This is a genomic window from Roseobacter sp. HKCC-CH-9351 (assembly GCF_037830295.1).
GTDB lineage: Bacteria > Pseudomonadota > Alphaproteobacteria > Rhodobacterales > Rhodobacteraceae > M30B80.
On the sequence record NZ_JBBLYM010000001.1, the window covers coordinates 151,413 to 174,569 of the forward strand.

Genomic DNA, 23,157 nt, shown 5'->3' on the forward strand with positions numbered 1-23,157 from the left:
GCCAGGGTTACGCCTTCAACCGCACGCCTTCATCGATTGCTGCGACAACAGAATGCATGAGCGGCGACATGTATGCGGTGTTCAGATAGACGACCTCGTCAGGAATATCGAAGAGATGTTTTTGAGAGACTATTATCGGCTTACCCATTATCTATTGTCCCTAATTCACTGGGAAAAGCTGTCTTTATTATCACTAGAACACAATCTTTTTCGACATCAGCTTTTTGCTTTTATTTCGTGATTTTGCACTCACCAAAATTCATTTGTTCCTAATGTGTAGAGCATAGCTTTGGGGTACGTTAAATTCTAGGAGACTGAAAAACACGCTCCCCATTAATGCGGATATCCACATCCACCCGATAGGTTTCTAGGGCTTCGAGGTTCAGCTCAATTCCCAACCCTGGAGCATCTGGCAATTCAATCTCTCCATTGGCATTGGGGGCGATCTGAGTAATCGTCAGCTCGCGTGCCAGCGCCGACAAACCGGTGGGATACTCACAGATTTTATGGTTCTGGAGGCCGGCATAAGGTTGGATTGAGGCTGACAGAGCTAGGTTCGATGTGAACGTGTGATTTATGTAGACCACGTCTCGCTCGGCGGCATAGCGCGCCACATCGACCGCAGGCCCAATACCACCAATTCTACCGCAATCAATTTGGATGAAGCCAACGCCTCCAAAGTCAATCAAGTGCTCTGCCATGTGCCGATTATGTGCCGCCTCTCCGCCAGCAGTTTTGACTTTGCTACATTGGCTAGAAAGCGACTGATACGCACGAAATGCGTGACCGTGAAAGGGCTCCTCAAATAGCATGACATTGGCAGCCTCCATAGCTGGCAGCCGCGCCGCTGCCGCCTCCACGTCTTCACCAAATATTTGACCGGCATCTATCAAGAGGATGCCGTCTGGACCCAATCCTTCGCGGGCTGCTGCCACTTGATTGGCGTCAGCTTCAACAGACTGGCCAAAAGGTGCCCAACCAAATTTTGCGGCTCGAAAGCCACTGGATCTTATGTCTTTGGCACGGGACAATGTTATCTCAGGACTGCTGCCAAACAAGACTGAGGCGTAGGGAGTTTTGGCGTATGCCTTCTCCCAATTTAAGAGTTGCCAAACTGGGACGCCTCGAGCCCGGCCGAGCAAGTCCCATAGGGCCATTTCAATTCCGGACCACGTGTGAGCGGCCTGCAGTAGGTCCATAGAGTCGTAAGCAACCTTTGCAGCAATTGCTCTGATATCATTTGGGCTTTCGATCCGCGCCCCGAGCACTGCGTCGGATACTGGACGACATGCGCCGTGCGATATTGGGCAGACAAATGCAGCAATTGATGGTAGCGGAGCAGCCTCACACTCTCCCCATCCCTCGTAATCGCCTCCACGCACCCTGACCACCAATGCGTCCTGGCTTCCATCGGCAGCAGACGTAACTCTGGGCATCGACAGATAGAAAAAATCAACGGCTTCAATGATCAAAACTGACATGTTTTATACCTCCCTACCGACAATCAAATCAAATTTGTCGGCTGGATCTTAATATAACTCAAATTCAAACATTGGATATTTAAGCCTTTATTGCGAGAAGAATATGCAACAATTTGAACTTATAACTTACTTTCAGTGCCTGTATTAATTTCAGCATAATTAATTTTCGCAGATGTAACTGTCGGCCTTACCCGCAAGCAATTGCTATTTGGATGACTATTGGGTGAAGAGAGCACTCGTAAGGCAAAAATTCCCGAAGGAGCTATGGTAGTAACAAGCTTTCATGATGCATCAACTCTGAACTTCACTTAGGTAAGATCAAATTTATGAGTCGAGTTGCCATAGCCACAAATTTAGGTTGGCCAACCCAGCGCCTGATCCATCATTAAGATTACTATGAAAACCTGTATCTAAGAACTGCAACTCATCTTGCGCAATACTGGTTACCCAACCCAAATCTTTATGTGACTGAACTGACCTACAAAACTCTCCTAATTGCATCTCTCAATTCAGGATAAACCACCCACCTTACAAGATCAGTTTGATTTGTGGGATGTTCGCATGCCGCAACTACATAACTACCATGCAAGGCGTTGGGCTTGGTAACAACCGTGAGCTCAAACGACAGATATTTTGCAATCGAACGACCAATAGCAGCCAAAGACCTGTGCGCTAACTGTGCAGAATTGTAACCAGCCGCATTGGCCAGTTGAGTTTCATTGAGGCCATCTTCGTGCGCCAAGGAGAGCGCGCTCAGCATTGCAAGTTGTGGCTTAGTTAAAGGGACGCTGATGATTGCCTCCGCATATTCGTCCGTACAAGGTACAAAAAAATCCGTCTTCGTATCTTTTCGGCGCTCCGTCGAGCGGCGCTCATTGAGTTCCTCGATAGCGCCCCGAACAGCGGAGATCGCTGCATTTTCACTTGCACCCTCAGCTTCGGCGATCACTCCCCGAACCCGCGTTGGCGGCTTTACAAAAGCCCGCGCTATATATCGTTTCGCAATCAAGCCCGACTTGATCTGATATCTACCAAAATCTGTTATTTTTATGGATGAAGGCACAGCGCTTCTACTGGTCAAGCTACTAGTTTTTGCCTTTTTGTTAGAGGAAAGAATCTGAGGATTATTTAATCCACCTTTTGACTGTGATTTAGACATTGGAAGCTCCCAAGCAGAACCAGTTTAAGGTGAAAGCAGCAGCTAAAGGTATCGACCACACGGTCCCTGGTTCATTACAGAGCGCACAGCTTGATAGCTCAAGGCCAGCAAAAGCCAGCCTTGCACTTTTGATTCAAAGTATCTTGATACAGAACAGAAATTTGGAACAGGCGCGTATTTAAAAAGAGTCGAGCTCTTGATTTACACAGAGCCTGTTAATTTTAGACTAGAACAATATTGATGGCACTTTCGCGCCCGTCTTTGCCAGGCTCTATATCGAAAGTGACCTTTTGATCATCATTTAGACTTGTTAATCCTGCGCGCTCTAGTGCGGAGATGTGCACAAACACATCTTTACCGCCTTCGGCAGGCGCGATGAATCCAAAGCCTTTTGACGAGTTGAACCACTTTACTGAACCATTAGCCATCTTGATTTTCCTTATAAAATTACTACCCACAAAATGCGGCAGCTCGGCTTCTCACAACTATTTCGAGAGCTGTGAGCCGATTAGGGAAAACAGAAAATCGAATTGAAGTTTTCAGCCTAATTGAAATGGTGACCCGCAGGAAACAATTCAAGGCACTTTATAACCATGTAATTAAATAATATTTAATAGTATACATAATTAATATATTATATTAAATATTACTCCTCACATCATAATACGGTGACCTTTTTCTGATGTTTGTCTGCCTATGTAATTGGCCAATGTTAAAACTGACTTTTAGTTGCTCATGAAGACTGAACTATGATTTACTTAAAGAAACTAGGGTAAGCATAACTAATGACACGAAAGACTATCATTGTTATGGGTTCCGGCCCCGGCGTTACAAAATCTCAAAATGTACCCCGTAAATCGTCAGAGTTATTTGTGGCGATTAACAATGCATGGCGGGTCCGCAACGATTGGGACTTCCTAATTCATCCAGAAGACTTTCCTGAAAATCGACGTCCAAAGTTATTGCGACAAGGGCAACGTATTGTTGGAGCAAAAGATTATGTCCCAGTACAAAATGAGTTCGGTGGCTTTGTGTATGCCGGCGGAACAATGGCTTTTACTGCTGGATACTGGGCGCTCGGAGCACTGAAGCCTCGGGTGATCGCGATGATCGGATGCGACATGGTATACCCGGATACGGGACCCACTCACTTTTATGGCCACGGCAAAGCAGATCCATTGCGAGATGATATCACCCTCCGATCACTTGAGGCAAAATCAGCAAGGTTTTGGGCCTTAGCCTCGCGGGCTGGCTGTGCGGTCGTTAATTTATCTACGGCGCAGCGAACACGGCTCACATTCCCAACAGCTTGTCACTCCGAACTCGAAAAATTAAGACCAACCCAATTCAAAAAAAATTTCGTGGACAAAGCACTGCAAGCCGAAGCAGCCGCAAACTATTTCGTCCCTTCAGGACGATACTGGGAAGCGAAAAGTAACTTCGACCCAAAGGTAATCGATGCAATTGATAGGCTTTGGCTAGATGCGGTCGAGCTCCGTTAACGTTGAATGATGAATGCGCGCATTTGTAGAGCGGTGTTGACGATTCAATAGCTTAATCAAAAACGTTTCACTAGCCGCACATCAGCCCGCATTGCCATGCTGATGAAAAATCCCAACGGCTCCTGCGCTAAGTTTAATTATTCGTTTTATTTCTCCTGATACCTTATACTCTCTTATAACTCACCAATCATTGGACTGATTGATGGATGAGTTGAGCAGCCGTCAGGAGCATGCCCGATATGAAACGCATTTATGATTTCTCCCGAAAACCAGCGAAACGCAATTACACCATCGCGGACCTGCAAGATCTAAAGGTAAACCCCAAAAAACTGTCGATGGCCAACCCAGCCAATCGCGCTGAAATACTCGCATGCAAGGAGGCAGGCATAGACTTGTTCGTTGGAGGGATGGAGCAAATCGATGACATTCGAGAAATTGCGCCGACCCATTTCGCACGAGTAGGCTCAAGATGGGCGCAATTTGGTTCAAATGCAGAAATTCTAGCTGACGCATTTGAGGCCATGCGACGTGGCGCAGACATGTACTACACACTGCGCTCGCTTGATGCTTTGGAAATGATGTCGAGAGAGGGGATCCCGGTTCAGAGCCACATTGGGTTGATCCCAACCTTCAGTCAGTACTGTGGTGGCCTAAGGGGTTGGGGGCGCAATGCCGATGAAGCAATTAAAATTTTCGAAAATCTGAAACGCCTCGAAGAAGTGGGCGTAATTGCGGTCGAAGCCGAATGCATCGCAGAGGAAGTTTTGGAGGCCGTGAACTACAAGACGTCCATCGTCACGTTCTCGCTGGGATCAGGCATGGCCGGGGACGTGATTATGTCCTTTGTTGCCGACATTTGTGGGGAAGATAGCGAAGAGGAAAGGCCGCCAAAGCATGCACACGCATTTGGCAATGTTGGACGCTTACAGAAACAAATTCACGAGGAACGCGTCGCCGCACTCACACAATTTCATAATGAGGTAGCAAACGAAAACTTCCCATATCCAAAAAATAACATTTCGATGCACGAAGGCGAGAAAGATAAATTTCTCGAGGCCTTAGATAAGTGGAGGCCAACGCATCAATAAAATTTTGACTTGATGTGTCAGAAATGTAACCCTGCATCACACGTGCCACCGCAGTGTAAGTCTTGAACATTTAGCATCGTCTTTGAAGCGTTATGCATTCCCTTGGTGCCGTATTCTTTTTAGCTTCTATCGACACATTCCGAGTAGAGCGGCTGTCTATAACGTTACCACTCTTGCTACATATGAATAATTTGACGTTTGATTTGCCGTTGTCGAGGACGGCAACTCTCTGATTATCCATGCTCACTCACTTCCGTACCGCACAAGCACAATACACTTACGAAGAACCGTATTACGCCTACTGCAAGCTACCTTTGCGTGAGTTTTGGCTCAATGGGGTTATTAGTTGCAGCCATATCCAATCATCGCGTGCTCGGAACACCATTCATAATACAATAAAAGCGTACTAGTGGCGGTATGGAGATCCAAAAGCGTCAAGAACTCCTTAAAACTTGGTCGCAAATTGGCGCGTTCGTCCGCCGAACTTTCATAACGCTAGAGGCGGGAGGAGTGCCATGAACAATCACTTTCGAGACAGTCGCAAGATTGACCCCAGTCGCGGCGCCTTCACCGGCGACAATACCCCCAATGACCAAAATCGAATTGAAATTGGCCCGACCCAGCTTGCCTATGCAGAGTGGGCCAATGCGGGTCTGGTCCTGCCTGATTTGCAGGAGATGCGACGGTTTCGTTGGGCTCGCCTGACGCAGGCAATTCAGGCGCGCGGCTACGCCGGCCTCTTGCTCTTTGACCCCCTCAATATTCGCTATGCAACTGACAGCACCAACATGCAGCTGTGGAACACCCACAACCCATTCCGCGCAGTCCTGCTCTGTGCGGACGGGTATATGGTCATGTGGGACTATAAGAACGCGCCATTCCTGTCACAGTTCAATCCCCTAGTGCGCGAGGTCCGGTCCGGGGCTGATCTCTTCTATTTCGACCGCGGCGACAAAATTGACGTGGCCGCCGATCAATTCTCCAATGAGGTGAGGATCCTCATCGAAGAGCACGCCGGCCAAAATCACCGCCTCGCCGTCGACAAAATCATGATCCACGGGCTCCGCGCGCTCGAGGCGCAGGGCCTAGAAATCATGGAGGGCGAGGAGCTGACTGAGAAGGCCCGCGCAATTAAGGGGCCCGACGAGATAAGGGCCATGCGTTGCTCGGTCCACGCCTGCGAGACTGCTATGCAGAAGATGGAGGACTTCGCACGCGCCGAGGTGCCGCGCGGAGTGGTTTCAGAAGACGACATATGGGCGGTGCTGCACGCGGAAAACATTCGCCGAGGGGGTGAGTGGATCGAGACACGCCTCCTAACCTCCGGCCCGCGCACCAACCCATGGTTTCAGGAGTGCGGCGGACGGATTGTGCAGAACAATGAAATCATAGCCTTCGACACTGACCTCGTCGGCAGTTATGGCATCTGCACTGACATGAGCCGGACCTGGTGGGTGGGCGATCAACGCCCTCGCCCCGATATGGTGGAGGCAATGCGGCACGCTCACGAGCACATGATGACCAACATGAGCTTACTGAGGCCCGGCATCAGCATCCCAGAGCTCGTGGCGAAATCGCATCGCCTCGCAGACAAATACCAAGCCCAGAAATATGGGTGCCTGATGCACGGCGTCGGACTGTGCGACGAGTGGCCGTTGGTGGCTTACCCCGACCAGGAGGTCGCCGGGGCTTTCGACTACACTCTGCAGCCCGGCATGACGCTCTGCGTGGAGGTACTGGTGAGTGAAGTGGGACAGGATTTCTCGATCAAGTTGGAAGACCAGGTCGTCATCACTGAGTGCGGATACGAAAATCTCTCGACCTATCCGTTTGACCCAGCATTATTGGCTTCATAGTGTTCTAGAGACGCACACCCAGTCATGTCGATTTTTTCCAACCCGCGGCAAAATCGAGCCTCCATGGTTCAGCGTTGTACTCAACCGTTAAAAATATTTTCGCTTTAGTTAATTTTTGAGCCCGACTTTGTGCTGCCAAGGCTACTAATCAATGACGCTGTGTACACGACAAGTGCGATCCAAATAAGTGGAAAAGCAATTACTTTAGGCCCAGTAAACGGTTCCTTAAAAATGAACACCGCGCACAGGAATATCATAGTCGGAGCAATATACTGTAAAATAGCAATAGTTGTCAGACGCAGCCGCTTAGCGCCGTTAGAGTACAACAACAAAGGGACAGCAGTCACCGCACCACACCCCAGAAGCAGCAGCGTTGTCACAGGACCCTCTGCGAGAAAGCTACCTGCTCCAGTTAAAATTAAATAAAATATGTAACTCACCGCGAATGGCAGCAAAACTAAGACCTCTAAAAGGAAGCCTTGATTGGGGCCAATGGGCAAACGTTTTTTGGCTAGTGCGTACATGCCCCAGCTCACAAAAAGAGCCACTGTCACCATAGGCAGGCTTCCCGCTGAAACTGTCAGTATTACCACAGCAATTACTGCAAAACCGATTGCCACAAGCTGAATTAAGTTAGGGCGCTCTTTCAAAAAAATAGCCCCAAGCGCGACGCTAAAAAGGGGATTAATATAGTACCCTAGCGCGGCATCTAGCGCGTGGTCATTAGCTATCGCCCAAACATAAACTGTCCAATTGATAGAGATGAGTGCCGCGGTCAGAAAGCCCATAGACAACATCTTCGGCGACCTTAGGGCTTGCACAAGGTCAGACACTCTACCCAATGATATCAAAACTGCGGCAGCTATTGGAACAGACCAAGCCACTCTATGAGCGACAACCTCCGCCGGTGGCACATGGACAAGTAGCTTCATGTAAATAGGAAGTATTCCCCAAAGCAGGTAAGCTGATACAGCAAATGCGAGGCCAGAACGGCTATCTGTGCTTTCGTTTGCCACGCGATCAACCCTAACTCGCAAAAAAACTTTAGCGCAACATTATGGTGTTCAAGCAGCACACACCGTTTCTTCATCACCATTAGCGATTGGTGAAGGTATTCGCCAGTATCCTTAGCGCTTAATGGGTTTACAGGGTCAGCTGTAGTAAGAAATCCACAATTTAGTTGGAAAAATGCGCCTTGAAACGATCAATGCAGCTCCTGAAACCAGCTTCAAAGTCTCCGTCTCCCTTGTGGTATACGCTCTCAAAAGAGATTACTCCTTGGTAGCTGTCTTGTCGTAAGGAACTAGCAATTTTGGGAAAGTAGGGCGCAAGCTGTCCCTCGTCCATTCGGCGCACTTCAAGGTGTGCCCTTGGGGTGTCAACTTGGACGTCCTTGATATGAACGTGGCCTAAATAACCCTGGCTCAATTCCATGTAGCCATCAGGAAATGCTACCTCGTGACACCAGCAATTATTAGCTGGATCCCACAGAACGCCCAAGACGTCCTTTGCATCTAGGTCATCAATCAGACGACGACCCGTGTAACTGGAATTAACCATCGTGCCATTACCCGTTTCAACCACTAACTTGACACGTTCAGCCCTGGCCAACTCGATTGCTGGCGCAATCAGCGGCAGAATAGCGTCCCACGCGCCCTTCGCGACGTTCCATTGCTCTGCTCCATGACTACCCCAAAGTATTTGCTCCTTCTTTGGCGTCATGATCCGTACTAATCCCGCATCTAAAATGTGTGCCATGTCGATGACGCGTTTAAGTGCGTCCATATGGGTTGTGTGGAGTGTGTCACCGGGTTTGTTGTTTTGGGTCATACCCGCAAAGATGTGACGGGAGAGGCAGGAGACGGGCTTACCGCGATCTCTCAAGAGACTGTCCATTTCTTTGATCTGCTCTGGCGTGTGATCACCCACCTCGGCATCCCAAACAAATTGTAATTCTGCGTATTCTAAGTCGAACTCATCCATTACATCGACGGCATGGTAGAGATCACGGCTGATACCGTCACAAATCACACCAAGTTTCATCTAATGGCCCTCGCCCCATCGCGGTGCAATTCTACACCGACTATTTCCTCAATAACCCGCGTACAAACCCAATTGTCTCCATTGGGGTACTTTATTTTACCTGCATGAAACACTTGCATCGCTTGAGCAGCCATATGCAGCGGCACAGTCATTTGCTGTGCCAAATCAAGGGAAATGGTTAAATCCTTGTGCATGGTAGAGATGTGACTGCCCGTCCCCTCGAATTTACGGTCGATTATATTCTCTAGAGCCGCCTTAGTAACGCCACATCCAGCTCCAGATGTGGTGAAAACATCGTGGATCACTTGCCCCGAAATGCCCGCCTTTGCAGCAAGAACACACGCCTCAAAATTCGCTGCGAAAATCGATCCAATTACTGTCTGCAGGCACGCCTTAACTGTCTGACCTTGTCCGGGGACTGACCCAACCCGATGAATTTTGGCTGACACAGCCTCCATGACTGGCACCGCACGATCAAGGATATCTGAAGGAGCTGCGGCCATCATTGTAAGTGTGCCCGATTGCGCTCCCGGGAACCCGCCCGACACTGGTGTATCGACCAAATCGAGCCCAGTCGATTTTAATCCTTCTGCGATCTCTACAAGCTCATGCGGTTTGATCGTGGCCGTGATCAGAATAATTCCACCCTTACGCATGGCTTCCACTAGCCCACCTCTTCCAAAGATTACCTCCTTGGCCTGCGCGCCAGTCATCACCATTACGAAGGCTGCGTCCACATTGCGGCCTAACTCGAACAAATTTTCTGCTGGTTTTCCTCCAAACTCAGAAAAGCTAGCCATCCGCTTCTGATCAATGTCAAAGCCCCAAGTCTCAAAGCCAGCCTTGATCAAATTCAAAGCCAAGCCGCTGCCCATATCCCCAAGACCAACAACCGCTGCCTTCATTGTATCACCTTCCACCGTTGTGCTTGCCATCCGCCGTTCGAAAGCATCGCAGAAGCAGCCAAAAGCCAAGAAAAATCACTTGCAACTTTCATATTTGATGTATTTTGATGTGAAACATGGCTTAGAATGGATTTATTTGATGTATTTTGATGTAGTAAGTGCCCTATGACCGGTCGCGCTCGTATCAAAGAAATTGCAAGTCTCGCCAATGTTGGCATTGCCACTGTCGATAGGGTTATACATGGACGCAGCCATGTGTCTGACGCGACCAGACAAAAGGTTCTCCAAGCCAAATCTGCAATAGAGAGTGGTGCGTGGACGGTGCGCAGCCCTAGGCCATGGCATTTGAAGGTGATTTTGCCGGAAATGGCCGGGCTATCTACTGAATATCTTGCCCAATGTTTTAACGAGTTTGGAGCTCTGGGGAATGCCATTGTAGAATGCGCATTTTCGCCCAAGCTGGAGCCTGCCGCCTTAGCTCGCAAACTACGCAACTGTGGTTCGGGCAAGTGGGACGTGGTTATATTTCAGGCTCTGGAAGATCCAAGAGTTCGTGATGCTGTCTCCTATCTTAATAACAGAGGAGTGCCTTGCCTTAGTCTTCTCTCTCCCCTGCCTAATGCGCCAGTTATTGGGTTTGTTGGTAGTGACGGACGAGCAGCGGGGCGGACTGCAGGGCTCTTAATGGGACTAGCATGCCCTCACGGCGGCGAAGTTGTAATCATTTCGGGCGGCCAGTTATATCGTTCCCACGAAAATCGAGAAATGGGGTTTCGCTCTTATCTCAGAAGCCACGCAAAGCACCTTAAAATACTTGAAACTGTGCTAGGCCATGACACCGCTGAACAAAATCACGAGAACTTAAGCCGAATTATCCGTAACACTCCCGGCTTGGTCGGGCTGTACAATGTAGGTGGCGGCAACGAAGGGGTTGTGCGTGCGCTGTGTGAGGCCAATTTAACTTCAGAAATTTGCGTCATTGCACACAACCTAACACCCAGAACCCGAAGTCATCTAGGAGAGGGCATTTTTCAATTTATTCTTCACCAAGATATGAGACTGATGGCTGAGCGCGCTATAAATGTTTGCCTAAACTACCTAATCAACGGGCAAAATGACAACATTCACGTGCCCGTGGAGATAATAACCAGGGAAAATCTAGAACCTCGTGATAACGGCCAGCAAACATTGAATAGTTTGCCTCCATAAATGATTTATTTATTGCCACTTTCGATCATGTGTGAGCGTCATGCTCACAACATAAACGATATGACTTCGGAGCATTCTTGAGCTTTCTCAAAATTAAAACCATACCACAGCTCTTTTGGAGTGCGCCGGTCCCACTTAGTATGCGCCCCCCTTTTACATCGTGCGCCATGCTCATATTTGGGCTAATAATTTTTGGGTTTGGGGAGACACTCCTCATAGCATCGGGATCAGGTGTGAGCCCATGGACAGTTTTTGCTCAGGGGATTTCACGCCTTACCGGCTGGAGCATAGGGTTGACGACTTTCGTGGTCAGCTGTGCAGTACTTCTGCTGTGGATCCCGCTAAGACAAATGCCAGGCATCGGGACCATTCTAAACATTATCATCGTGGCCTCAGTGATGGATTTGGCACTACCACATATCCCAGTTTTTGAGGAACCAGTCTTCAAAATAGCTGAAGGCGCATTGGGTGTATTCACGACTGGGTTTGGTGGAGCAATTTATTTAATTGCCAACCTTGGCCCGGGACCGCGTGATGGCCTGATGACGGGAGCTCAGAGGATTACGGGATTACCGATTGTATGGGTTCGCAGCGCTATCGAAATTTTGGTGGTGACCATAGGCTGGCTGCTTGGTGGAATTGTGGGCATCGGAACTCTTTTATTCGCATTTGGGATTGGCCCTTCGATTGCACTGAGCATGGCTATTTTAATTTCCTTATTTGGCAAAAAAAATTCACACTAATGAAAAGGTTTTTCCAGTTTTTATCAAATAATACGTATGCCAAGCAGCTAGGCAGAACCTTCGAAGTCCTCCTGTAGATTGCTACAATTTTTGAGAGACCGGCCTAATACGCTAAAAACTTGACCAAATTTTTATCTGCTGATTAGCTTAGAGCGCGACTGTAATTCTCAGATGCGTGGTGAATTGAGCTTGGGAGGGCATTGATGTGCTGACAGATAAACAAAAAGAATCTTTTCACGCCAATGGCTACCTCGTGGTCGAGGATGTGTTCGATCAAGAAACTATCTTGGAACCCGTACGCAAAGAATACGAAAACCTACTCGATGAGCTCGTTGGCGGCTGGATTTCCGAAGGGAAAATAGCAGCTAGCATAAAAAAAGAAGACTTCTACACCAAGCTCATGCACTGCTATGAGGCAGGGTGCGACTGGTTCCAGCCAATGGATATTTCCCTGCCAGGGGATGAAATCACTGAAAATACGCCCATGCACTTTGGTCCCGCCGTTTTCAAACTCCTCACCGCTGACCGACTTCTTGATATCGTGGAAGATCTCATTGGTCCTGAAATCACTTCTAACCCAATCCAACATGTCCGATTGAAACCTCCTGCGAAAAGATTGCACCATGACGAGGTGCGTGCTCACATTGGCAACACGGCGTGGCATCAAGACCGCGGCGTTGCCCACGACGAAGCCGACACCACCGACATGGTTACTGTTTGGTGTGCTGTGAACGACGCAACTGTCAGTAACGGCTGCCTGCAAGTTATTCCAAAGAAAACTGAACAGAGCCTTTTGCCTCATTGCCCGCAGCGGCAGACCGCGATAGCGGACGGCTTTATAGAAAAAAGTAGTGCAATACCTTTGCCCGTTAAGTCGGGTGGTATTTTGATCCTACATCCGTTGACGCCCCACGCCTCACTAGACAACATGACGGATAAATTCAGATGGTCTTTCGATATACGCTTCAACAAAACCGGGCAGCCTACAGGTAGATCACACTTCCCAGAATTTATTGCGCGTAGCAAAGCAGATCCCGGCCAGGTGCTGACAGACTGGAAAGCTTGGAAAAAATCATGGGAAGAAGCGCGGAAAAAACTCTCGACGCAGAGCCATATACCGATCCACCGCTGGGCCAGCGACGCGCCATTTTGTGCTTAAATCCTATTTTCTATGTGGCATGGTAGGACTCACGACAGCCAAAGCCTATTTCCTTACAGCCAAACCTCGAGGTGGGAGGTGGCGCGGCTGAAATTAGTTAGTTTTCTAGCATTGAGTGAAAAGCAGCGTGTTAAGTCTTAGGAACTTCTAATCTTCGTATCTGACGTCACTGCCTTTCATTAAATCTGGCAACCACTTCGGCATTTTGAGGCCTTGTGCGACCTGCGCATCCAACTCGGCTTCGAGAGATTTGATGCGTTCCAGCTTTTGAATAACATCATCGATCTTGGCAAAGGGAACTACAACTACTCCGTCAAGGTCAGCAACAATCATGTCACCGGTTTCAACCTGTTGGCCACCAATTTGAATTGGAAAGCCGACTGTTCCAGGCCCAGACATGTAGGGAGACGCAGGTGTGAGGCCTGTGCACCAAACCGGCAGACCTACTTCGACGATGCCTCGATAATCGCGGACGGGGCCATCGGTTATAAATCCAGCAGAGCCACAGTTTTTGTACATTCCTATCAATCGATCGCCAGCCGCAGCGCAACCCTGATGGGCGTCAGAAGACACAACCACTATCTCGCCGCCTTCGATTAAATCCAGGACAGCAAAGCTAGCTAAAACGTCAGCCGGACCCGAATAAGCCGTTATTGCCGGTCCTGCCGCAACACACTTGATGTCTCGGCCAGCGCCCAGAGGTTGAATGTTCTCACTCAGCGCGCCTTTTCCATCTAGCGCATCTGCAACAAAGCTAGTTGGTACATTTTGAAAAGCCGCAACCTGCGCTTTGGTAGGACGGCGAATATTCTTCTTGATGATTAACCTGGGCGGATTTTCAATCATGATGCACCTTTTCTTTAACTTGTAAAAATCAAAGGATGACAAATTTACAGCGCACTGGCCATCAATTTTCGTTAGATCAAAATTATGTCTATGACCCTTAATTTAGGCCAGTTTCCGGCACGTGTTGGCGAAGTTAACCGAAAAAATGCATTGGTAGGCAGTTAAAATTTTCTTGCTTTTAAAGTGGTCCGCTGGACACAGTTAGCTTGATCAAGGGGTGTCGAGACAATGGTTCTAGAAAACAAAAAAAGCCTAACAAAGAATAAGGTGGCTAAAGGCCACCTTTCTGGGATGTTAGTCTTCGAATTTTTCTCGACTGGAATGCCCATGATAGCCGCGTCCGCGGGTGCTGATTTTCTTATGTATGACATGGAGCACACCGGAATTGGATTTGAGACATTAAAAAATCAAATGGCTGCATGCAGAGGGCTCGATATTGCGCCGTTTGTTAGGGTACCTACGGTGGAAGGGAACACAATCGGCCAGGCACTAGATATAGGCGCCCATGGTGTGATGATACCCATGATAGAAAGTGCTGACCAGGCAAGAGACCTTGTAAAGCGGGCCTACTACCCACCGATTGGCAAGCGCGGCACTGCATTTGGTGTGGCACACGACGACTACTCAGACAGGGCCCCGGCGGCGATCATGGCAGACGCTAATGAAAAAACCACGTTAATTGCCATGATCGAAACAGCTGAAGGACTTAAAAACGTGGACGAAATTGCTGCCGTCGAGGGTATTGACGTGCTATGGCTGGGACATTTCGACCTAACCAGCTCTATGGGTATACCCGGGCAACTAGATCACCCCGATTATCTTGCCGCTGTGTCGCAGATTGTATCTGCAGCCAACAAAAATGGGAAACTTGCAGGCTTCATGGCCGTCAACAAAGCGGTCGCCGAGGAGTATTGGGGGCATGGATTTCGTATGATTGCCTATGGCATAGATCACATTTTGCTCAAGGCGGAGCTAAACAGCGGAATCAATTTCATCAATTCTCTCAGTAACAAAAACTTAGAGAATTGATGTGCAAAAGTTCAGAGTAGGAATATCGGGCTCAATTTTTGGAAGTGACGGTGCACCGTGCTTCGACCCACGGATCTTGCAAAAACTCATGGATCGCCCGGACATTGATGCCACGATCCTACCGGCAGAAAAGACCGAAATTGACGCGCACGATGCCGAAAATTTCAATGCAATCTACTTAATGCTGGAGAAAGTTTCATTCTCACAAATAGCGCCACGCACTGGCCCCTTTACCGGTCGGTTACGCCTGCTGGCGCGCCATGGAGTGGGCTTTGACTCAGTTGATGTTGATGGCATGAACAACTTAGGAATTATGGTGACCAATACTCCAGATGCGGTGCGCCGCCCGGTTGCCACGATGGCCATGACTATGATGTTGGCTGCGACCCATCGCATTATTGAGAAGCATAATTTGACGCGTGCCGGCGGGTGGTCCCACAATGCCGATTACATGGGCACGGGGCTGACTGGTAAGGTGTTAGGTGTCCTCGGGGCGGGCAGCATCGGCAAAGAAATACTTCGCCTTGTGCAACCTTTTGAAATGAAATTAGCAGCTGCCGACCCAAATTGCTCCGCAGCAGAACTGAGTGCGCTGGGCGCGGAAAAGTTAAGTACTGAAGAGCTTTTTGAAAAAAGTGATATTCTAATCATAGCGACATCACTCAACCAGGATACTTATCACCTGGTAGACATGAGTAAGTTGTCCCGAATGAAGCGAACTGCAACTCTAATTAACGTGGCACGTGGTCCAGTGATTAAGGAAGTTGATCTGATCGAGGCGCTTCAAAAAAATTATCTATCGTGCGCAGGGTTAGATGTTTTTGAACAAGAGCCTGTAGATATGGCGAACCCACTTCTCAAAATGGACAATGTGATCACTACATCTCACTCATTATGCTGGACAGATGAATGCTTCGATAATATCGCACGAGATGCGATCGGGAGCGTTCTGTCATACGCTGACCGGAGAACACCTCAATACATTGTAAACAGCAGCGTGCTAGAACATCCGAGACAACAATCCTGGTTTTAAAAATTGTTTTTCCTTGGTCTATTTTCATCCTGACCAAAATTTAACTAAGATTGCGATGGCCTTGCTTCCTGACGCCTTAAGAGCCAAGCTCTTCAGAAGGCATCATTAGGAGGGGTAATATGAGCGTTACGCTCTTCGATCTGACAGGAAAGACCGCACTGGTTACAGGGTCTTCACGCGGGCTGGGACTTGCTTTTGCTAAGGGTCTGGCACAGGCCGGAGCAGATGTAATACTAAATGGTACTAACGATCAGAACCTCGAGGTCGCCCGTGCCCAGCTACAGGGACTGGGATTGAACGCTATAGTTTCTGCTTTTGATGTCACCAGTGAGAAATCCGTTATCTGTGCCTTCCAAGAACTCGATGCAAACGGAATTACAGTTGACGTTTTGGTCAACAATGCGGGGATCCAGTTTCGCAAACCAATGCTTGAACTGGAGACTAAGGACTGGCATCGCGTACTAGACACAAATTTGACTGCCGCCTTCATTGTTGGTCGCGAGGCAGCTAAGCGGATGGCCGAACGCGGCCACGGCAAGATTATCAATATCGGCTCGCTCACCTCAGAGCTCGCGCGTGCGACGGTGGCTCCCTACACTGTAGCCAAGGGCGGCATCAAAATGCTGACTAAAGCCATGGCAGCGGAGTGGGGAGAATTGGGCATTCAGGCCAATGCTATTGGACCCGGTTACATGGTCACAGACATGAACCAGGCGCTTATTAACAACCCAAAGTTTGATGAGTGGGTCAAGTCACGCACACCAATGCGGCGATGGGGGCGGCCCGAGGAATTAGCTGGCACGTGCATATATCTTGCGTCGGACGCCTCTAACTACGTTTCAGGACAAATTATCTATGCCGATGGCGGCATGATTTCAGTTCTCTGAAGGTGATCAGAATGAAAATTATCTTCTACGGAGCGAATGCAGTCAGTTTTCTACCGGGAGTGTCAGACCTGTTAAAAATTCCCCATGAGATCACCAGCGTACCGGACGCCGTTGATCAAATTGCTCAGGATGCACTTAACGCGGCGGACGTTGTAGTGGGTGTCCACTTCAAGTCACCCGTCACAGCTCGAAATGCGCAGCTGTTCCAGCTACCCGCGGCAGGCTACGACCAGGTAACGTTTGATGCCCTGCCCTCCACCTGCAAAGTGTGTAACGCCTTCGGCCACGAGAATGCGATTGCCGAATATGTGATGTCTGCCCTCCTATCCCGTCACGTACCCCTGGCGACGGCAGACGCTCAATTGAGAGCGGGGGCTTGGAATTTTTGGGCTGGTGCTGGCCCCAAGGCGCTGCGAACCGAACTGGGTGCGCAGGGCATTGGGATCATTGGGCATGGCCACATCGGGCAGGCAGTCGCGGATCGGGCGGTAGCCTTTGGCATGGCGGTGCACGTTGCCAATCGAAGCCCCGTCACCGACAGACGCTATACCGCCGTTTACGGTCTCGACAAACTCAACAATATGCTGGGCGCGGTTGACATAGTGGTCAACACACTCCCGCTCACGCCCTCCACAGTCTCATTGATTGACTACTCAGCCTTCGCCGCCATGAGGCGCCATTGCGTTTTACTGAACGTTGGTCGCGGGGGCGTGGTAGATGAAGACGCACTATACGAGGCCCTCGCGGACGAGAAAATTGCAGGCGCAATCATAGACACGTGGTACAGCTATCCGACTGACGCCGCCACATCACACCGCCCCGCGACGCGCCGCTTCGAGGAGTTGTCAAACATAGTTATGACGCCGCACATGTCCGGATGGACGGACGGCACTGTAGCGCGGCGGCAGGCTACAATTGTAGACAACATCACACGCCTGGCTGAGGGCCGGCCGCTCATCAATCAATTGAACTAGGAAACTTTCGAATGACCAAGATTACGCGCGTCACCCTCACTGAGTTTGAATTCGAGGCGGCAAATCTGGCGCCATCCGCCGGTGGTAGCTCAATCGGCGGGCTCTATTACAGAAAGGGCGCATCCACTCCAATCAAAAAGTACGCCGTCGAAATCGAGACCGGAGATGGCTGCATTGGAAGTTACGTCGTGAACTGGGGGGCATCACTCTCGGTATTTGGGCAAATGCAGATGCTGGCGCCAATGCTAGTTGGCCGGGACGCGGAGGAGCGTGAGGGGATTTACGACGACCTCAAGCGTGAGGCCCGCCAGTTTGATCACATGGGTCATGGGCCGCTTGATATCGCCCTTTGGGATTGGCAGGGGAGAGCGCTTGGGTGCTCAATAGCCACACTACTCGGGAGCCACCGGCGGGAATTTCCGGCCTATGCCAGCACCTACCACGGCGACCGCAGTGGCGGGCTAGACTGCAAGGAGGCCTACGGTGACTTCGCCTTGGCATGCAAGGAAATGGGATATCGCGCCTTCAAAATCCACGGCTGGCACGATGGCAATGCCCGAGAAGAGGCGGAATTAGTGCTCCACGTGCGCAAGGTTGTGGGAGATGAGATGACATTAATGCTCGACCCGGCCTGTCAGTTGCGTAATTTCGCGGACACGCTCTACGTCGGGAAGGCCTGCGACGAGGCTAATTACTTTTGGCTTGAAGATCCTTACCGCGACAGCGGCGTCTCAGCTTTTGCCCACAAGAAATTACGCGAAATGTTGCGCACTCCGTTGCTACAAACTGAACACGTGCGTGGCGTCGAACCCAAAGCTGACTTCTTAATTGCGGGCGGCACTGACTTCCTGCGCTCTGATCCCGAATATGACATGGGGATCACGGGCTGCCTTAAAATTCATAATATGGCCGAAAGTTTTGGCGTGGATGTCGAGGTGCATGCCTGTGGGCCCGCGCATCGCCACATGATCGCCCGCAGCCGCAACTCAAATTTCTACGAGGTGGCCCTGGTGGGGCCTGACTGCCCAAATGCAGTGCCGCCAGTGTATGAATGCGGCTACACTGACCAACTCGACTGCATTGACGAAAACGGCATGGTCCAATTGCCTGATGGCGTGGGGCTTGGCGTGGCTTACGACTGGGAGTTTATTGCCGCGCACAAAACACACCAGCTCATTTACAACTAGAGGGCCGATCTAGTCATCAAGACAATATTGGGCCCTGAGCTGGCTATTGGATCTAATCCACACTACAAAATATCATTGAGGCTCAAAAGCACCTCCGGCAGAGAGGCGGCATCCGCACCGCATGAAAAATTTTATTCCAAAAATCGTTGAAGAGAGCCTTAAGCTGTTGGTGCAGCGCCCCGAGTGGGTTCAAGTCGGCGCACTGTGCTATCGCCACAAAAAAGGGAAATTACAGATCCTTCTGGTTACGAGCCGCGGCACAAAGCGCTGGATTATTCCGAAGGGCTGGCCAATGCCGGGCAAGCACGGGTCCCCCGCTGCAAAGCAGGAAGCTTGGGAGGAGGCCGGCGTGGCTGTTGCTCAGATCGAAAGCGAACCGCTCGGACAATATCGCTATCGCAAGAACATGGCGAGTGGCCTGGCCCTGCCCGTCACGACTTTTGTGTATCCCTGCGAGGTATCGAAGGTCGCAAAAAACTACCCCGAGAAAAGCCAGCGTAAGCGTAAGTGGTTCACCCCGAAGAAGGCAGCCAAAAAAGTTTCGGAACCCGAATTAAAAAAGATGATCTTAGATTTCTCGACAGCGATATCCGGACAAGATACACCCGTGGGGCGCTGACGAACTTTACGGCCTTGGAGAGAGATATGGCACAAAATTAGTTTGATCCACGGCACTTGGAGACCCTCGACCTTGACCTCGATCGTCTTTCTGCAATTGAAGTTGCGTCTAATTATGTTTCACGCCCAATTGTTGGCCCGAGTCTTGCGATTGTTTTTATTGCGATAGCCGGTTTAGCCAGTGCCACAATGTTCGGCTTCTCCAATGGTGGCTTCTTAATTGTGTTGGCAGCAATTTTTGGTGCCTACATGGCACTCAACATTGGAGCCAACGACGTCGCAAATAATATGGGGCCAGCCGTAGGCGCAAAGGCAATTACAATTGCCGGCGCTATCGCGATTGCCGTTTTATTCGAGAGCGCGGGCGCATTGATTGCAGGCGGAGATGTTGTCTCGACTATTGCGAAGGGCATTATTGACCAATCCGCATTGTCAAACACTCAGAGTTTCATCTGGGCTATGCTTGCCGCCCTATTGGCCTCTGCCCTGTGGGTTAACTTAGCGACTTGGATTGGCGCGCCAGTGTCCACCACTCACTCAGTTGTGGGCGGGGTCATGGGCGCGGGCATCGCCTCCGCGGGGTTGGCCAGCGTTAATTGGCCCACCATGAGTGCGATCGCGGCGAGTTGGGTCATCTCACCCATGTTGGGTGGCGTCATCGCGGCGGGCTTTTTGGCGCTGATCAAGTCCCGGATCATCTATCAGGAAGATAAAATTCAGGCGGCTCGAAAGTGGGTCCCGATTTTACTTGGAATTATGGCCGGTGCATTTGCAACTTACTCGGCGCTCAAGGGCATCAAGAAGTTAGTGAAGATTGATCTCACCACAGCGCTCGGTATCGGAGTGGCAGCGGGCATCTTAGTCACAATCCTAATGTTTCCAGTGATCAAGAAACAATCCGAGGGACTGGAAAATAGAAATAAGTCGCTCAAGGTATTGTTCCGCATACCGCTACTCGTCTCCGCGGCATTGTTGAGTTTCGCACATGGCGCAAACGACGTGGCCAATGCCGTGGGTCCGCTTGCTGCCATTGTGCAGGCCTCGCAATCAGGTATGGTGGAAAGTACCGCAGCCATTCCCCTTTGGGTCATGATTATTGGGGCGCTCGGGATCTCATTTGGCTTATTCCTATTTGGCCCCAAACTGATCCACATGGTCGGCAATCAAATCACGAAACTTAACCCAATGCGGGCCTACTGCGTGGCCCTCTCAGCGGCTATCACGGTTATCGTGGCCAGCTGGCTCGGGCTACCAGTAAGCTCAACTCACATAGCGGTTGGTGGTGTCTTCGGAGTGGGCTTTTTCCGAGAGTGGGATGCAGATCGGCGGCGCCAGAAGCTACAGATTGGTCTATCAAAATCTGACCTACCGGGGCGCGAGGAGAAGAAGCGCCGCAAGCTGGTACGCCGGTCACACTTCATGACGATTATCGCCGCATGGGTGATAACAGTCCCATCTGCGGCCTTAATTTCAGCAGCAATTTACTTGGTATTTTCAAACCTCTGAGACGACTATTGTCTAGCCAGCGTTATTTGCTAGCCCATAGGCAGTCCTCAGGTGGTTAAAGTGGCGTGCCGCCATACCACGATAGGCCACCCAACCCTCTGCGGTATCCCTCGCCACTTTATCCTCTAGCACCGCCAGGGGGCGTCCAGTTGCATAGGCCAGCATGAGGGTCTGGGCCGCACGCTCGAAAAAATAAAGATCCTCAAACGCATCGGCAACGGTAGGTCCCACGACAGTGACGCCGTGGTTGCCCATCACGAGCACTGATTTATCAGACAGTGCCTCTGCAATCCTTTCGCCTTCCTCTAGCGCGTCCGCAATGCCACCAAAGTGCAGGTCGTACGCGACCCGGCCGAAGAAGCGTGCAGTGTTATTGTCAATCGGCCAGAGTGTGGGGTCTTCAAGGCAGGCTAAGGCAGTCGCATAGGGCGAGTGCACGTGCAACACCACACGCGCGCTCGGCAGTCGCCGGTGGATTGTCCCATGAATACACCAAGCAGATGCATCGGGCGCATTATCCCGCGTCATGACGGATGGGTCACCTGAGTTTAAGGCCAAGAGATCCTCGGGACTGATAGTCGCAAAGTGCTGCCACCGGGGATTTAGAAGAAAGACTTTGCCATCCGGGTCTAGCGCCGCGCTGAAGTGGTTACCGACACTTTCGCTCCAGCCGAGAGCGTGACAAATTCGAAACGCATCGGCTAATTCTGCGCGCAGGGTAATTTCATGTTCGTCCATCATGACTTGAACCGCCCCTCACTGACCAATGCGCGATATGTCGAGCGCATCTCGCCGCGATCAACGTAGCAACCGCGCAGATAGCGATCTCCACTCGTTGCTGAATAGGCCGCGCGCCCGTGAACAATTCGGTGATTATCAAACACCATGCACTCGCCGCCCTTCATCAGGAAGCGCATCATATACTTGTCCTCTTGGAGCATACGGCCAAACCGGCAGAAGGCGGGGTAATACTCGTCCAACAGCGTCTGATCGAGGTCAAAAATATCTGCCATGTGCTGGCTAATTGTGAGACCCGACACCTCGCCATGATTGTCGAGTTCAATCACAGTCTGGCGTGAGCGTGCATCGTAGTGGTCGTGTTCACAGAAGAACGGAATTGAGATCGTTGAGAGGAGCTCAAACCCCCGTGGGTCTCGCAGCCGGAAGTCATTAGCCACTGCAACGCCATCAGAGTAAAGGCTCTGCCCTCCCTCAACCGTGTTGACACGACAGTGAAGGAACTGAATGCCCGGCGCAAACTCCTCGGCGGGTGTGTCTGTGTGTAGCTCGAGCGCAGCCGAGGTGTAGGCGGTGTTGGTTGGATTGATGTGAGTGCGCACATCAAAATACGTGCCGAAGAATGTCGGGCGAACATACCCCATCAACTCAGCAGTCTGGGTCAATCCCTCGTCACTATCGGGCATGCCCGTGACTATCGTAAAGCCATGGACGATCATGGCCTCAATCCACGCTGAGCGCTGTCCAGTGTCTGCAAGGAGATCCGCTTGCGCAAAACGCGGAACTTTGGGGTAGTGATCGCTGTACCAAGCCTCACGCTTGAGGTCAGCTGGATCTGGGCGGGGCTTGCCAATTGCATAAGTTTCAATCCAGTGCAGCGGCATGCGCGTCACGTGATCCTCGTCTGCCCACTCAACGTGCAGGATGCCATCAACAATCCGGGCTGCTTTCGCTCGTGGCGCTTGCTCTAAATGAAAAATGTCAAAACTGCGTTCACGCGTGACTGGGCTGAAGGAACTAGGGCAATTGTCGCGCAGCCAATAATAATTTAGGTAGCGACGGCCCTGCTTGGGCAGGGTCACGAACAGGCCCCTATCCCCCAACTCTACTGCCGTCACGACTGAGGATTTTCCGTCAAGCATTACTTTAGTCCGGATGATTGCAATAATAAATAATTACAATTGCACATTGATT

The 23,157-nt window shown here is 50.4% G+C and carries 23 protein-coding genes; 13 read left to right on the forward strand and 10 right to left on the reverse strand.

What is annotated here, in order from left to right:
- Nucleotides 1–7 precede the first annotated feature (7 nt).
- From AAC632_RS00790 to AAC632_RS00805, 4 genes are all read right to left on the reverse strand, one after another.
- On the reverse strand, nt 8–148 hold the full coding sequence (locus AAC632_RS00790) for a hypothetical protein (RefSeq protein ID WP_340298573.1): 141 nt from the start codon (nt 146–148) through the stop codon (nt 8–10).
- 151 nt (nt 149–299) lie between these two features.
- Complete coding sequence (locus AAC632_RS00795; RefSeq protein WP_340298572.1) at nt 300–1,481, reverse strand: mandelate racemase/muconate lactonizing enzyme family protein; 1,182 nt, start codon at nt 1,479–1,481, stop codon at nt 300–302.
- Nucleotides 1,482–1,959: 478 nt separating this feature from the next.
- Nucleotides 1,960–2,640: a hypothetical protein gene (locus AAC632_RS00800; RefSeq protein WP_340298571.1), complete on the reverse strand. Its 681-nt coding sequence runs from the start codon at nt 2,638–2,640 to the stop codon at nt 1,960–1,962.
- 221 nt (nt 2,641–2,861) lie between these two features.
- Nucleotides 2,862–3,068 carry a cold-shock protein gene (locus AAC632_RS00805; protein WP_340298570.1) on the reverse strand — a complete coding sequence of 69 codons (207 nt, stop codon included), beginning with the start codon at nt 3,066–3,068 and terminating at the stop codon, nt 2,862–2,864.
- Between the two features lie 357 nt (nt 3,069–3,425).
- Here AAC632_RS00805 and AAC632_RS00810 point away from each other — a divergent pair, with 357 nt between their 5' ends.
- The 3 genes from AAC632_RS00810 to dddP all read left to right on the forward strand — a co-directional run bounded on the left by AAC632_RS00810 (nt 3,426) and on the right by dddP (nt 7,086).
- Complete coding sequence (locus tag AAC632_RS00810; RefSeq protein WP_340298569.1) at nt 3,426–4,142, forward strand: hypothetical protein; 717 nt, start codon at nt 3,426–3,428, stop codon at nt 4,140–4,142.
- A gap of 239 nt (nt 4,143–4,381) precedes the next feature.
- Nucleotides 4,382–5,230 carry a 3-methyl-2-oxobutanoate hydroxymethyltransferase gene (locus AAC632_RS00815; RefSeq protein WP_340254662.1) on the forward strand — a complete coding sequence of 283 codons (849 nt, stop codon included), beginning with the start codon at nt 4,382–4,384 and terminating at the stop codon, nt 5,228–5,230.
- A 515-nt stretch (nt 5,231–5,745) separates the two neighbouring features.
- The gene (dddP, locus tag AAC632_RS00820) at nt 5,746–7,086 is read left to right on the forward strand and encodes a dimethylsulfonioproprionate lyase DddP (protein WP_340298568.1); all 1,341 of its coding nucleotides are present in this window, start codon (nt 5,746–5,748) and stop codon (nt 7,084–7,086) included.
- 104 nt (nt 7,087–7,190) lie between these two features.
- On the opposite strand, the gene rarD is transcribed toward dddP, so the two are convergent.
- The 3 genes from rarD to AAC632_RS00835 form a co-directional block, all read right to left on the reverse strand.
- On the reverse strand, nt 7,191–8,102 hold the full coding sequence (gene rarD, locus AAC632_RS00825; protein ID WP_340298567.1) for an EamA family transporter RarD: 912 nt from the start codon (nt 8,100–8,102) through the stop codon (nt 7,191–7,193).
- Between the two features lie 160 nt (nt 8,103–8,262).
- The gene (locus AAC632_RS00830) at nt 8,263–9,129 is read right to left on the reverse strand and encodes a sugar phosphate isomerase/epimerase family protein (protein WP_340298566.1); all 867 of its coding nucleotides are present in this window, start codon (nt 9,127–9,129) and stop codon (nt 8,263–8,265) included.
- Nucleotides 9,126–10,034: an NAD(P)-dependent oxidoreductase gene (locus AAC632_RS00835; protein WP_340259962.1), complete on the reverse strand. Its 909-nt coding sequence runs from the start codon at nt 10,032–10,034 to the stop codon at nt 9,126–9,128. Before AAC632_RS00835 ends, AAC632_RS00830 begins: the two co-directional genes overlap by 4 nt.
- A gap of 165 nt (nt 10,035–10,199) precedes the next feature.
- Between AAC632_RS00835 and AAC632_RS00840 the strand changes: the two genes are divergently transcribed.
- From AAC632_RS00840 to AAC632_RS00850, 3 genes are all read left to right on the forward strand, one after another.
- Nucleotides 10,200–11,243, forward strand: a complete 1,044-nt coding sequence (locus AAC632_RS00840) for a LacI family DNA-binding transcriptional regulator (RefSeq protein WP_340298565.1) — start codon at nt 10,200–10,202, stop codon at nt 11,241–11,243.
- 167 nt (nt 11,244–11,410) lie between these two features.
- Nucleotides 11,411–11,986, forward strand: coding sequence for a membrane protein YczE (yczE, locus tag AAC632_RS00845; protein ID WP_445322686.1), 576 nt, complete (start codon nt 11,411–11,413; stop codon nt 11,984–11,986).
- Between the two features lie 205 nt (nt 11,987–12,191).
- Nucleotides 12,192–13,145: a phytanoyl-CoA dioxygenase family protein gene (locus AAC632_RS00850; RefSeq protein ID WP_340298563.1), complete on the forward strand. Its 954-nt coding sequence runs from the start codon at nt 12,192–12,194 to the stop codon at nt 13,143–13,145.
- 147 nt (nt 13,146–13,292) lie between these two features.
- Here AAC632_RS00850 and AAC632_RS00855 read toward each other — a convergent pair whose 3' ends face one another.
- Nucleotides 13,293–13,991 carry an RraA family protein gene (locus AAC632_RS00855; protein ID WP_340298562.1) on the reverse strand — a complete coding sequence of 233 codons (699 nt, stop codon included), beginning with the start codon at nt 13,989–13,991 and terminating at the stop codon, nt 13,293–13,295.
- Nucleotides 13,992–14,219: 228 nt separating this feature from the next.
- On the opposite strand from AAC632_RS00855, the gene AAC632_RS00860 reads away from it, so the two are divergent.
- The 7 genes from AAC632_RS00860 (at nt 14,220) to AAC632_RS00890 (ending at nt 21,225) form a co-directional block, all read left to right on the forward strand.
- Nucleotides 14,220–15,020: an HpcH/HpaI aldolase family protein gene (locus AAC632_RS00860; protein ID WP_340298561.1), complete on the forward strand. Its 801-nt coding sequence runs from the start codon at nt 14,220–14,222 to the stop codon at nt 15,018–15,020.
- A gap of 88 nt (nt 15,021–15,108) precedes the next feature.
- Nucleotides 15,109–16,053, forward strand: coding sequence for a 2-hydroxyacid dehydrogenase (locus tag AAC632_RS00865; protein WP_340298560.1), 945 nt, complete (start codon nt 15,109–15,111; stop codon nt 16,051–16,053).
- A 119-nt stretch (nt 16,054–16,172) separates the two neighbouring features.
- Nucleotides 16,173–16,940, forward strand: a complete 768-nt coding sequence (locus AAC632_RS00870) for an SDR family oxidoreductase (protein ID WP_340298559.1) — start codon at nt 16,173–16,175, stop codon at nt 16,938–16,940.
- Nucleotides 16,941–16,951: 11 nt separating this feature from the next.
- Nucleotides 16,952–17,914: a 2-hydroxyacid dehydrogenase gene (locus AAC632_RS00875; protein WP_340298558.1), complete on the forward strand. Its 963-nt coding sequence runs from the start codon at nt 16,952–16,954 to the stop codon at nt 17,912–17,914.
- Between the two features lie 11 nt (nt 17,915–17,925).
- The gene (locus AAC632_RS00880; RefSeq protein WP_340298557.1) at nt 17,926–19,101 is read left to right on the forward strand and encodes an enolase C-terminal domain-like protein; all 1,176 of its coding nucleotides are present in this window, start codon (nt 17,926–17,928) and stop codon (nt 19,099–19,101) included.
- A gap of 121 nt (nt 19,102–19,222) precedes the next feature.
- Nucleotides 19,223–19,720, forward strand: a complete 498-nt coding sequence (locus tag AAC632_RS00885) for an NUDIX hydrolase (protein ID WP_340298556.1) — start codon at nt 19,223–19,225, stop codon at nt 19,718–19,720.
- A 56-nt stretch (nt 19,721–19,776) separates the two neighbouring features.
- Nucleotides 19,777–21,225 (forward strand): inorganic phosphate transporter, encoded by a 1,449-nt coding sequence (locus tag AAC632_RS00890; RefSeq protein ID WP_340298555.1) that lies wholly within the window; start codon nt 19,777–19,779, stop codon nt 21,223–21,225.
- 12 nt (nt 21,226–21,237) lie between these two features.
- Here the strand turns inward: AAC632_RS00890 and AAC632_RS00895 are convergent, their stop codons facing one another.
- Both AAC632_RS00895 and AAC632_RS00900 read right to left on the reverse strand, forming a co-directional pair.
- Complete coding sequence (locus AAC632_RS00895) at nt 21,238–21,966, reverse strand: class II aldolase/adducin family protein (RefSeq protein ID WP_340254604.1); 729 nt, start codon at nt 21,964–21,966, stop codon at nt 21,238–21,240.
- Nucleotides 21,963–23,105: a TauD/TfdA family dioxygenase gene (locus AAC632_RS00900; protein ID WP_340299844.1), complete on the reverse strand. Its 1,143-nt coding sequence runs from the start codon at nt 23,103–23,105 to the stop codon at nt 21,963–21,965. Before AAC632_RS00900 ends, AAC632_RS00895 begins: the two co-directional genes overlap by 4 nt.
- Between the last annotated feature and the right edge of the window lie 52 nt (nt 23,106–23,157).